This window comes from Leptospira harrisiae, assembly GCF_002811945.1.
GTDB lineage: Bacteria > Spirochaetota > Leptospiria > Leptospirales > Leptospiraceae > Leptospira_A > Leptospira_A harrisiae.
This window is the reverse complement of sequence record NZ_NPDX01000002.1, coordinates 277,524-289,953: the sequence shown is the minus strand read 5'-3', so window position 1 is coordinate 289,953 and position 12,430 is coordinate 277,524. Positions and strand designations below refer to the sequence as shown.

At 37.9% G+C, this 12,430-nt stretch carries 12 protein-coding genes; 5 read left to right on the top strand and 7 right to left on the bottom strand.

Translation table 11 applies throughout. From position 1 onward, the window contains the following. Positions 1 to 211: 211 nt before the first annotated feature. The gene (locus CH364_RS11215; RefSeq protein WP_100743979.1) at positions 212 to 1,924 is read left to right on the top strand and encodes an acyl-CoA dehydrogenase family protein; all 1,713 of its coding nucleotides are present in this window, start codon (positions 212 to 214) and stop codon (positions 1,922 to 1,924) included. Positions 1,925 to 2,010: 86 nt separating this feature from the next. On the opposite strand, the gene CH364_RS11210 is transcribed toward CH364_RS11215, so the two are convergent. Together CH364_RS11210 and CH364_RS11205 are read right to left on the bottom strand one after the other, a co-directional pair. Continuing rightward, complete coding sequence (locus CH364_RS11210; RefSeq protein ID WP_100743978.1) at positions 2,011 to 3,192, bottom strand: fatty acid desaturase family protein; 1,182 nt, start codon at positions 3,190 to 3,192, stop codon at positions 2,011 to 2,013. Between the two features lie 58 nt (positions 3,193 to 3,250). Next, positions 3,251 to 4,336 (bottom strand): flavin reductase family protein, encoded by a 1,086-nt coding sequence (locus CH364_RS11205; RefSeq protein WP_100743977.1) that lies wholly within the window; start codon positions 4,334 to 4,336, stop codon positions 3,251 to 3,253. 149 nt (positions 4,337 to 4,485) lie between these two features. On the opposite strand from CH364_RS11205, the gene CH364_RS11200 reads away from it, so the two are divergent. Further along, positions 4,486 to 5,109, top strand: a complete 624-nt coding sequence (locus CH364_RS11200; RefSeq protein WP_100743976.1) for a TetR family transcriptional regulator — start codon at positions 4,486 to 4,488, stop codon at positions 5,107 to 5,109. Between the two features lie 22 nt (positions 5,110 to 5,131). On the opposite strand, the gene CH364_RS11195 is transcribed toward CH364_RS11200, so the two are convergent. Further along, positions 5,132 to 6,943, bottom strand: coding sequence for a PAS domain S-box protein (locus CH364_RS11195; RefSeq protein WP_100743975.1), 1,812 nt, complete (start codon positions 6,941 to 6,943; stop codon positions 5,132 to 5,134). A 417-nt stretch (positions 6,944 to 7,360) separates the two neighbouring features. Beyond that, positions 7,361 to 7,762, bottom strand: a complete 402-nt coding sequence (locus tag CH364_RS11190; RefSeq protein ID WP_100744742.1) for a 6-carboxytetrahydropterin synthase — start codon at positions 7,760 to 7,762, stop codon at positions 7,361 to 7,363. Between the two features lie 65 nt (positions 7,763 to 7,827). Here CH364_RS11190 and CH364_RS11185 point away from each other — a divergent pair, with 65 nt between their 5' ends. The 3 genes from CH364_RS11185 to CH364_RS11175 all read left to right on the top strand — a co-directional run bounded on the left by CH364_RS11185 (position 7,828) and on the right by CH364_RS11175 (position 9,531). Then, positions 7,828 to 8,049: a DUF1858 domain-containing protein gene (locus CH364_RS11185; RefSeq protein ID WP_002973441.1), complete on the top strand. Its 222-nt coding sequence runs from the start codon at positions 7,828 to 7,830 to the stop codon at positions 8,047 to 8,049. 88 nt (positions 8,050 to 8,137) lie between these two features. After that, positions 8,138 to 9,100, top strand: coding sequence for a fumarylacetoacetate hydrolase family protein (locus CH364_RS11180; RefSeq protein WP_100743974.1), 963 nt, complete (start codon positions 8,138 to 8,140; stop codon positions 9,098 to 9,100). Positions 9,101 to 9,105: 5 nt separating this feature from the next. After that, positions 9,106 to 9,531, top strand: coding sequence for a DUF2721 domain-containing protein (locus CH364_RS11175; protein ID WP_100743973.1), 426 nt, complete (start codon positions 9,106 to 9,108; stop codon positions 9,529 to 9,531). On the opposite strand, the gene CH364_RS11170 is transcribed toward CH364_RS11175, so the two are convergent. The 3 genes from CH364_RS11170 to ccrA form a co-directional block, all read right to left on the bottom strand. Then, complete coding sequence (locus CH364_RS11170) at positions 9,487 to 10,497, bottom strand: zinc-dependent alcohol dehydrogenase family protein (protein ID WP_100743972.1); 1,011 nt, start codon at positions 10,495 to 10,497, stop codon at positions 9,487 to 9,489. The genes CH364_RS11175 and CH364_RS11170 overlap by 45 nt on opposite strands. A gap of 50 nt (positions 10,498 to 10,547) precedes the next feature. Beyond that, positions 10,548 to 10,979 carry a VOC family protein gene (locus CH364_RS11165; RefSeq protein ID WP_100743971.1) on the bottom strand — a complete coding sequence of 144 codons (432 nt, stop codon included), beginning with the start codon at positions 10,977 to 10,979 and terminating at the stop codon, positions 10,548 to 10,550. Positions 10,980 to 11,155: 176 nt separating this feature from the next. Beyond that, positions 11,156 to 12,403, bottom strand: a complete 1,248-nt coding sequence (ccrA, locus tag CH364_RS11160; protein WP_100743970.1) for a crotonyl-CoA carboxylase/reductase — start codon at positions 12,401 to 12,403, stop codon at positions 11,156 to 11,158. Positions 12,404 to 12,430: the final 27 nt, after the last annotated feature.

Below are 12,430 nucleotides of genomic sequence, written 5' to 3'. Positions count from 1 at the left end.
AAAAAGAAACCTTAATTTCTGCAAATGCCTACCGGTTTTTTCGTCCAGGTCGGCCAATTCCTATGTTCTTTTTTGTTTCCAAATTTACTCAAAAGCCAAAAATGAACTGATCGGTTCACTAAATACAAGGATTCAATTTTTTTTGTTATACGGATATTTTTTAATCGCCTGGCATTCATAAATTTTATCTTCTAATCCAAAAGGAATTTATATGATCCAAAGCAACTACTTTCAAACTAACGAAGATTTAAAGGAACATTTCGAAGATTTGATTGATTGGAACGAAATTGTACCAATTTACGAAAATCAATTTTCAGATTCCAAGTTATATTTAGAAAACAACAATCCGCGATTAGAATATGCACCATCTAATGTTGATGAGGCGAAATCATTTTACGAAGAAATCCTTAAATCATGTGGAGAAATCAGTGGAATGTATGTGTCACAGGTTGCTTCAATCGTAGACTCAAAAGGATTAAAATTTGAAAATGGAAACGTAATCCATCCGCAAGAGATGGTAGATGTAATCAAAATGTATCACGATGCTGGACTTGGTCCCGCAGCATTCAAAAGAAAATATGGCGGACTTGGAACGCCAAGTATCATCAAAGCAATGATTGCAGAGTTAATGTATAGATCCGATAGTTCAATAACCATTGCTGTGGGAAGTATGGGCCTTGCAGCCATCTTAGAAGTTTGTGCAACAGACGAAATGAAAGATGAGTGGATTCCTAAATTGATATCAGGAAATTATACAGTCACAATGGGACTTTCTGAACCTGACTTTGGATCTGACTTACCAAATATCACAACCAAAGCAGTAAAAAAAGAAGATAAGTGGTATCTAAATGGAACGAAAAGATTCCAAACAGTGGCATGTGGCATCAATGGAAGTCCTGGCATTACACTTACCCTTGCTAGGACAGGAACGCAAGAAAGCGGAGCGAGAGGGCTATCTTTCTTTATTGTTGAAAACAAAAACTACGCTGTCCAAGGAATTGAAAAAAAATTAGGAATCAAAGCTTCCGCTACTTGTGAAACTGTTTTTGAAAATAGCGAAGGTCATTTGGTAGGCAAAGAAGGTTTTGGGCTTGTAAAGTATGTTATGGGAATGCTCAACGGCGCACGTCTCAGCGTATCGTCCCAAGGCACAGGAATTGTTACAGCAGCATACGAAGAAGCTCTCAAATATGCGAAAGAAAGAAACCAATTTGGAAAACCAATCTATGAAATTCCTGCCGTACGCCGTATGTTGGATCGAATGGAAAGGGAACTTGCGGGTATGCGTTGTCTCATGGTAGAAGCAGCATATTCTGTAGATAAGTACTATTGGTATGAAGATGGCAGAACACCTAACCCAGAAGAAACAAAAACTGGAAAATTTTGGGAAAAAGTCGCAAACACACTGACTCCTATTTCCAAATACTATAATTCTGAAATGTGTAATGATCTAGTATACGACGGATTACAAGTATTAGGTGGTGCTGGATATACGGAAGATTACGATCTTTCTAGGCTTTACAGAGATGCAAGGATCACCAATATTTATGATGGAACTACACAAATCCAAGTCAATGCAGCCATTGGTGGAATTACTTCGGGGATGAGTCCTACAGGTACGTTTCGTGCTTACTTAGATCTACTAGCAAAGGGTTCAGAATCAAATCCCAAACTTCTAGAAGTTCGTAATCTTTTTGAATCAATTGTTGAGACTTACAAATCAATTGAGAACCAAGAGACTAAAGAAACATATAGTTTTGAAGTTGTGGAATCTGCTGCCAGAGTCGTTGTCGGATACTTAATGGAAAGAGCAAAAAACAAATCTTCCAAACGTAAAGAACTGCGTACAACTTGGTGCAAAGCGTTCCATGCTGATAGTTTAGCAATTCTTTCTGCAAACAAAATTAGACTCACGGAAAGGTAAAAAAAAGGGTCCTCTACCTGAGGACCCGAAGAAAGGAAAGGGATGGACCCCCACAATGCGCCAGTGGGAATCCAAAATTGTTCAGGTTAAGTGAGAGTAACGGATTTCTCTTTCGCAGGAAGGGAGATCTGGAAACTGGGTTGTGTGATCATTCCTGTTGGTTCCAAATATACTTTTCGATTTCCCATTAATTTTCCGGCAATCGAATCTGGAAAAGAATAAGCAATGATACGTTTCCACACAGAAGCAAACTGTTTTAGAAAACTTCCTGTATTGTAGTGTTGACCATACTTTGCACAAATTTCTTTCAAACGAGGTGCCACTTCCCTATAACGTTTTGCCGGCATACCTGGAAACATGTGGTGTTCAATCTGGTGACTCAAGTGTCCAGTCATTGTATAAAACAACTTACTGCCGTCCAAGTTTGACGAACCTTTCAGCTGTCTCAAATACCATTGTGCTTTGCTTTCACCAACAATTTCTTCAGTAGAAAAAGATTCTGCATTTTCTGTAAAGTGACCACAGAATATCACCGCATAGGTCCAAAGGTTACGAATTAAATTCGCAATCATATTCCCTAAAATGATTTTTGGAAAATTAAGTCCGGCAAGTACTGGAAACAATAAGTAATCTTTTACAACCTGTAGTTCAATTTTTTTAAAGAACACTTTCTTAAAATCTTTTAAGGTTCTTTTATTTCTTTGTTTTTTGGGAATTTCTAAGTGTTCAACACGGAATCCATGTGCACCAATTCCCCATTGAAAGTTCATAGCAAGGAATAGATTAGTGAAAGGCTGTGTTAAATGAACCGGCTTCCATTTTTGCCCTTCTGTCAAACGTGTAAAATTATAACCATAATCATGGTCTTTGTTTAAAACATTCGTAAAGGTATGGTGCATATAGTTATGATAAAATTTCCACTGATGTGCATCACAGACGATATCCCACTCGAAAGTTCTTGAATTAAAACGTGGATCGTTCATCCAATCATATTGACCATGTAGGACATTATGACCAAGTTCCATATTGTTGATAATTTTAGATGTCGCCAGTAACAAAGTCCCAGCTACAAACGATATTGGTTCAAAACTAAAATGAATGAGTCCACGACCCAAAATTTCAGTATATCGGTATGTTTTATAGATGAAACGGATATGATCAGCATCTTCCTTTCCAACTTTGGACATCACTTCTTCTCGTAGTGCTTCTACTTCATTACCAAATGCTTCGATTTCTTCTTTGTTTAATTTTTTGCTAATCGTTTTCATTATTTTTTCCTATGATTAATTCGTCCTTTCAATTTTGTTAGCTTCGACTATAAGAGCTTTACAGTTCTAATTCCAAATTTGATTCCGCGCGAGAGATACAAATTTGAATATTTTCTTCACCTAACTCAGATACTTCGCCTTTTGATAGATCCGTAACAGAACCAGCAGCTTTTTTACAAACACAAGTATGGCAAATACCCATTCTACATCCACTTTGTGGATAAATTCCTTGGTCTTCTAACTCTTCTAAAAGGGAACGTTCCCCTTTTACCTGTATGGTTTTATGACTCAAAGAGAGAAACACATCCACTGTTCCCGTTTTTTTCACTTTTAATAAAGATTGGCCTGGCAACATAAATAACTCAGACTTCACTTCATTACCTTCTAAAAGAGAAAGTGCTTTGGTTTGCATGGGAGCTGGACCACATACATAAACAGAATAGGATTTTAAATCATCCGTATACTTCTGTAAAATTTCCTTTGTTAAAAAACCGGAGTCGTAACCTTCTTTAGGAACATCAGAAAAAATATAACGTATCTCTAACCAACCTATATCTTTTGTAATTTCTTCTAAAGAAGAACGCAAGATGATATCTTCAAAGGACCTAACAAAGTAAAGAAGTGTCGCTTTACCATTGTATTTTATAGATTGAAGTTGTTTTAGAATCGAGTGGATAGGAGTGATTCCACTTCCACCGGCTAAAAATAAAAATTTAGAAGGTAATGTTTTAGGAAGAATGAACTCACCTTGTGGTTCACCAAGTTCCAACAAATCACCTTTTTTGATATTTTGATTGATAAAGTTCGAAACAAGACCACCTGACTGACGCTTTACGGTGATTGAAACATACTTACTATTTGGTGCGGAGGATAAAGAATAAAATCTTGTGACTCTTCTTCCCGCAATTTCTAGAGTGACGGGAACATGTTGGCCTGACACAAATCCTTTCCAAAGCCAGTTGGGTTTTAAAACGAAAGTTTTTGCATCGGCAGTTTCTTCACGGACTTCGATTACTTTTGCCTTGGTGGTAGTGACTGAAAACTGCGGATTGATTTCTCCTAGAAGGAAATCAGCCCAATCTTTCAATTGGAGGGATCCCAGGAATTCCTTGGGTTCATTGTAAATAAAAGGAAATGTCTTCATTTTCGCCTCATGTTTCGCATTTAAGTGAACACTCGTTCACGGAGATATTTAATAGTGTTAACTTACGACGTTAGCTATGTCAATCCCAAAATCCACCTTTTGTCCTTGCTTTTTAAAAAAAGTGAACAATCGTTTACTGAATTCAAACCATGAAACTCAACAAACGCTATGCCCAAAAGCTCCGTACCCATAGCAATTTGCTCGAAGGAGCCTTGCGCCTGATGGGAGAGGAGAAAGGTCTGGGGGATTTGAGCCTTAGAGAAGTGGCAGGAGAAGCTGGGATCGTTCCAGCCGCATTTTATCGGCATTTCAAAAATATGGAAGAACTGGGTTTGTCACTGGTAGACGACTGTGGTGGTCGCATTCAAACCATTGTTGGGGACGCCAGAACAAAAGGAGCCTACAAGTCCGCTTTGCAACTTACGATTGGGTTTTTCTTTGATTACGTAGCCAATAACCGCTCCCTCTTTCGTTTTATTGCGAGAGAAAGAACCGGAGGGAATCGAAAGATTCGTGAAAAAATTCGTGAGTCGATGAAACTGATCGCAGCCGAACTAGCAAAAGACATGCGAATGCCAAAAATGATTCCCGTACAAGACATCCAATTTGCTTCCGAATTGATTGTGAGTATTTGTTTTCAAATGGCTTCCGATTTTTTAGATCTGGCAACCGATGCCCATTCAGAGATGAGAAAATTAAAATTGCAGACGATCAAACAAGTGCGATTGGTTTTTATTGGAACTATCCGAGGAAGAAAACGAAAAGAAAAGTAAGTTTGGTGAATAACAAAACGTTTTAGTTTTTATCTTTTTGGTTTAGTGGGAAAGAAATCATGATATTAAGACCTTCTCCTTTTTTGGAAATAGAAGAAAGCACCCCTTTTAATTGAGAAGTGAGGCTACGAATTAATTCATACCCAAAATGATTTCCTTTTTCGATATTCACTGAATCCGGTAAACCTTCTCCATCATCTCCGACGGACAAAATAATATTTTCATTTGATTGTGATAAATGGATACGAACATCGCCGCCTTTTTCATTGGGATAAGCATATTTTAATGCATTGGTTAATAGTTCATTTAGTATCAAACCAAGTGGCAATGTACGTTTTAAATCCAATCGGATTTCTTCTAACTTTACATCAAATCGAATTTTTGTAGGATTCAGGACAAAGATATCATGAAGACTGAATACTAAATCCTCAATGTACTTACGCAAATCAACAGATTCCAAATCTTCTGATTGGTATAAATTTTCGTAAACTTTGGACATGGACATGATCCGAGACTGCGCATTTAAAAATGATTGTTTGGCGATATCATTTTCAACTTTAAAAGATTCTAAATTCAAAAGTCCAGAAATGATAGCGAGTGTATTTTTAACTCGGTGTTGTAATTCTTTCAGTAGAACATCTTTTTCTTCTAAAGATTTTGCGAGCCTGTTTTCTATATCCAAAATTTTTGTCACATCTAAATTGATCCAGAGTATAAACCTTTCTCCAGCAATTTCAAATGCTTGGCTAAACACCATTACATCAAATTTTTTACCATCGGAATGTTCGACTGACATTCTTTCGCCGTTCATCCTACCTTTTTCTTGATAAATTTGCGTTAGGCGGGCAATTTGTTCAGGATTACTCCATGCCTCAAAGTCTGTGGTTTTTCTTCCAATGACTTTTGATTTTTCCATTTGGAAAATGTTTTCCATTGAAGAATTAACATCTAAATACGTTCCATCTTTTACAGTCGAAATTGCCATTGCAATGGGACTAAGTTGAAACACCTTTGCATAAAGGCTTTCCCCATCTTTTGGAGGAACCATAACAGAAGTATTTGGAGTTTCTCTAAAAACAATCACAACTCCACTTAGTTTTTTGTTTGAATCTAAAATAGGAGAAATAGTTTCTGTAACGTGCGTTTCACGACCACTTCGAGAAACAATAATGAGATCATTTCGTCTTTCTGTTTTTATTAGCCCACTTGGTGAATTGAAAAACGGATAGGATACTCTGTTACGAGCTTCTGACTGCACTAAATACAAAAATGAGGATAAATCCTTTTCTAATACTTCTGATTTTCGGTGTCCCAACAAATCTAAAGCCTTATGATTGATTTCACGTATCAAACCTTCTGGCGTTAGGACAATCACACCATCTCCCATGGCTTCAAATGTTATACGAAGTTCTTTTTCTCTAAATGCTAACGATTGTTCAGCCTTGTAAAGTTTGAGAGCCGATCGTATCATACACTCAACTATATCTGGACTAGATATTTTTGGAATGAATCCGTAGTGTTTTATTTTACATACACGATCTAATATTTTATTATCTGAATAGCCACTAACAAATAAAATTGGAATCTCACGATACGAAAGAATTTTTTCAGCAAGTTGGATCCCATCCATTCCATCAGAAAGATTTATATCCATAAGGATCAAGTCTACTTTTTCACCTGAAGTGATGTAGTCATATGCATCATTTGTATTTGATACATACTGCACGGAATACCCTTTGTTTTTAAGGAATTCTGATTGTGAGATAGCCAAGATAGCTTCGTCTTCCACAAGCAAAATATGACCTAAACTGTGTTTGAGTTCCGTGTGTGGCATAGAGTGTTCTATCGATTTTCATAATGAGTGGGTAGAAAAGCAATCGATTAAGATGCTAAAATTTTATGAAAAAAAACGGAAACATCTGCAATAAAAACAAAGCGTGAATGTTGAGGATAAAAGTGTTCTTGTTTGCGAAAGTTCTCAGGACTGATGAATTATGTCGATTTTAAAGCACAAACGAATGTTTGTTGACATAAATTTTACGTAAGAAACTGAGCTACGAAGTTTTTTTCTACCAATCGTTCTTTTTTCATATTCGTCGCATTTAAAATAATTTATTTCCGAGACAACTCAAAAGAGCGCATTACATGATTTTGGATTTATATTGAACAACCTTTCGCAATCGAAAGTGGGTCCGGAAAAAACTAAGGAGTAGTACCTAACTATTGTTACGAATGAGATGTAATTAGGCTCTCATTCCGGTTCGAAGAATGCAAGGTTTTCAGGCCCCTCGTGGATTACGATCCGGCGAATTTTCCCTTCAGAAGAATTGACTTCAGATTTTAAACCTGCATAAAACCATCGTGCTACGTTCTCGGAAGTGGGATTTGTTCCCTTAAAGTCCGGATGGTCGTTGATTAAAATATGGTCGATGGAATGGACTAACTCAGTGAGGCGGGTCCTAGCTGTCAAAAAATCGTAAGAAATACCATCTGGACGAATGTTTGTATTTCCCTCTAAAAACACCTCAACCTTCCAAGAATGGCCATGGATGGGCTCATCGGAGCCGTCTGCAAAGTACTGGTAGAGGAAATGGGCCGACTCAAACCGTCCCTCAATTCGAACATAAAATTTCCCGTTTTCCTGGGTAAACATTCCATTGACGAATAGAGCATAGTCCAATATTTGTATAGTAATTTCCTTCCCGAGGGTTTGATAAGATGACTGAAACAACAAAACCGCGTTTTTTTAAAGAAATGACTGTGGGAGAAGCAATTGCAATCCACCCAGAAGCAGGACTCGTTTTCTCCAGCTACCATTTAGGTGGATGTTCTCATTGTTCGATTAACGAAGTTGAGACGATTGAACAAGTTTGTATGGGTTACGGTGTAGAAGTGGACACTCTCATCGATTCACTCAACAATCTTTTTTCTGAAGAATAAACCAACTTTTCACTTTCAGATCACAAGGGCCAACGTTTGGCCCAGGTGTTTTTTTTCCCACCCCCAAACTTAGTTTCTTAGGTTTACAATGGCAAAACACTTTGTACGTTTTCAAAATAAAAATAAAATTGATTGGGGAATGGTCACTGGTGATACAATCTTTCCTTTACAAATAGGAGATTTATCCACCAAAGGTCTGCTAGCTGACCTCCAAAAGAAAAAAATAAAAATTCCTTCGAACTTTATTTCAAAGAATACAATCCCCAAAAATAAAATTACTATTTTGTCTCCTATCACTACTCCTTGCCAAGTAGTTTGCCAAGGTGCTAATTACAAAAAACATTCGTTAGAAGCTGGAATTGATCCAAAATCAAAGACGTATAATTTGTTTTTTACTAAATCAGATGTTTCCATTACAACTGCGTTAGGTGAAGTGATCCGACCAAAACAGGTAGAACTTTTAGATTATGAAATTGAATTAGGAATTGTATTTGGAAAAGAAATCAATGAACCTCTTGATTTTTATTCTTATAACCCAAATGAATATATAGCCGCTCTCTTTATTGCCAATGATATTTCTGCAAGAGACATCCAACTTCCCCAATTGCAATGGTATAAAGGAAAATCCTACCGAACCTTTTTCCCTGCGGGACCCGTTCTTGCTGTTTTAGAACCAAATGATTTTGACAAAATTGATCTGTTAGAATTAAACCTAACTGTCAATGGGCAATTGAGGCAATCCGCAAAAACAAATCAAATGGTTTATCCCCCTAAAGAAACCATCGCTGAACTTTCACAGTTTACTCATATACAAGTGGGAGATGTTTTATTAACAGGAACACCATCTGGTTGTGCACTTAAGGCTCCAGGAAAGGTAAAACAAATATTTGCAAGTTTTCTGTCTGAACACAAAAAATGGGAAGTTTTTATCAAGGGACAAAAAAAACGAAAAGAATATTTACAACCCGGGGATCTCATCAAAGCAAATATTCGCACTCCTGATGGAAAAATTGATTTGGGAGAACAAGTCCTTCAGGTAAAACAAGGATAAATTCATTGGACAACCTAACATACAGTATACCAGGACTATTGTTTCCTGCAATCTCTTTGCTTATGCTTGCTTATACCAATCGTTTTTTTGGATTGGCAAAATTATCCAGACAACTGCTCAGTGAATACGAAACAACAAAGTCGGACATTATAGAAAAACAAATTCATAATTTACGTTTTCGTATTTCTCTAATCCTATATGCTCAGAGTGCGGGGATTTTTAGTTTGATCCTATGCACTTGTTCGATGGGGATGATTCCATTTTATAATATTGTTGCTTGGATTTTATTTGCTTTATCATTATTATTTATGGTGATCTCGCTTATTTTAGCGTTGATTGAAATTCATTTATCTGTGATTGCCTTGGACATTGAAAGGAATTCAATTTTAAATACGAATGACAATTTTTCCAAAGTGAGAGCCCGATCGTAAGTATCGGATTGCCTCAGCGGATTCTTCTAAGGTAAAAACTTTATCAACTACTGGTCTTAGGCCAGAAGTCTCGATCGCTTGGTTCATTTCGATAAAGGCGTTCCTTCCACCGACAACTAAACCTTGGATCTTTAAATTGTTCATCACTGCTGGAAGTAAATTCAGCTCTCCTGATTTACCGGCAAGAATCCCAATCAAATGGATTACGCCAAACGGACGACAGGCGGCAATGGATTGTTCTAATGTCCCTGCCCCACCGACTTCAATAATATGATCGGCTCCTACTTTTTCGGTGATCCGACGGACTTCTTTTCCCCATTCAGGTGTTTCTTTATAATTGATTAAATAATCAGAACCTAACTCTTTTCCACGTTCAAGTTTTTCTCTACTTGAGGAAGTTAAAATGACTTTGGCACCCACCAATTTTGCAAACTGTAATGCAAAAATAGACACTCCACCTGTTCCTTGTACTACGACAAATTCACCAGGTTTTAATTGACTAAACTGAAATAATCCTGACCAGGCAGTGAGTGCAGCGCAAGGTAAGGTGGCTGCTTCTTCGTAAGTTAAATGGGAAGGAATTCGAACAAGTCCTGTCTCCGGAACCAAAGCAAATTCGCGTAAGGTGCCTGGTAGTGGGCCTCCAATGGTATGGCGCATTTCTGCATGGGTTGCTTCTTTCGCAATCCACTTTGGTGCAAATGTGAGAAGTACACGGTCTCCCACTTTCCATTCTGTTACTTGCGATCCAATCGCCACCACTTCGCCTGCACCATCACTACAAGGGATCAAAGGTAGTGGAAATTTAGGATTGTATTTACCGTCAACAACCAAAGAATCACGATAGTTTAATGAAGCTGCTCGCATTCGAACCAAAACTTCTGTTGGATTTGGATTTGTTGGCTCCGAAACTTCTACAATTTTTAAATGATCCAAACCAAAATGACTGACTTGCGCTTGTTTCATAATTTTCCTTAAAAAGATTTCAAATTAAAAATATAATAGAAAAAATGTGGTTATTTACTTAAAACAATTTCACCTTTTTCATTTAATGGGAAAAAAGGATTGTAAGCGACTTCAAAAATATGTCCGTCAAAGTCTTTAAAATATCCACTGTAACCTCCCCAAAAAACTTTTTGAGGTTCTTTGAGAATCTCTGCACCTAACGCACGCACTTTGTTGATTACAACATCAACTTCGGCTTCACTAGTTTGGTTTTGTGCAAGTGTTATTCCCGAAAACTCTTGTCGTTTTTGAAATGGGATTCCAATGTCTTCAGCCAATGCTTTTTCACCGAATAAACCAAATACGAGAGTTCCAATTTGAAAAAATGCAACACTATCGTTACTTTCTTTTGATCGTTTCCAACCCAGGCCATTCTCATAAAAATTTATGGAACGTTCTAAATCGGAAACACCGAGTGTGATTAAATTGATTCTTGGATGCATAAACGAACTCCTATTGTTAAAATATGAACTTTATAGAAATAAAAACTGCGATGACGGAAAAATAATTCACAAAACGGAAGTTTCATGGTAGATGGAGCCATTGGGTGGCGGGTGGATAACCCCACCCAGTCTCAATAGGGTGGGGACATGTACTCTAAATACACACCTGGAAAGAATTACTTCTTTCCAAGACCTGTAGTTTTTGCACCAACGAGGATTGACATGTTTCCTGCTGGGTGTTTATTTTCTCTCATCAATTGGTGGCATTCACCTGTTTGATCGAAAGTAAAAGTTTGTGCCAAAACTGGATCCACTTTTTTATCAATCACCAATTGGTTGAGATCACGACAATTGTCGTCGTTTGCGAAGTGAGAACCTTGCAGACGTTTTTGTCTCATCCACAGATAACGTAAGTCAGCTGTTGCATTAAAACCAGTGGTTCCCGCGCAAATCACCACCATACCACCTGTTTCACAAACAAATACAGATGTAGGAAGTGTCGTTTCACCCGGATGTTCAAATACGATTTGTGGGTTTTTGCCTTTTCCAGCAATGTCCCAAATCGCTTTTCCAAATTCACGAGCTTGTTTCGTCCATTCAACAAATGCTTCTGGTTTGTTGATATCAGAAGTAAGTCCACCCCAATGTTTGAACTTGTTACGGTTGATGACACCGGCAGCACCTAAGTTTTTACAAAAATCAATTTTGTCATCGGAAGAAACAACTGCGATGGGAATTCCACCAGCTGCTTTTACAATTTGGATTGCCATAGCACCAAGGCCACCAGCTCCACCCCAAATCAATGCAACATCACCAGGTTTTACATCGTTTGGTTTCCAATGGTGTAACATTCTATAGGCGGTAGCAGCGACTAACATATAAGCAGCTGATGCTTCCCATGTTAGGTGTTGCGGCCGAGGAAGACACTGATGGTCTTGCACTTTGCAAAACTGTGCGAAGGAACCCCAGTTGGATTCATATCCCCAAATGATTTGAGAAGGTGCATACATTGGATCTTTTCCAGAAAGAACCCACGGATCTTTTGGATCCCACATTGCACAATGGACAACAACTTCGTCACCCACTTTTACATTTTTAACATCGGATCCAACTTTATAGACAATACCAGATGCATCAGATCCACCGATGTGGAATTTTTCTGGTTCGCCTTTTTTATTACGAGCTGCAATCACATCAACTGGATATCCTAAAGCTGCCCAAACATTATTATAGTTAACTCCAGCAGCCATAGTGGCTACGAGAACTTCGTTCGGACCGATCTCCGGAACATCAATGACTTCTGATTGGAAAGAAGTTTTCGGTTCGCCGTAACGTTCCGGGCGAATGACCTGTGCGTGCATTTTTTTGGGCACAACTCCAATAGGAGGGAGTTCCCCTACTGGTACGATTTCTACGTTGCTCATAGATTACCTTTTACGATTAAAAATTTA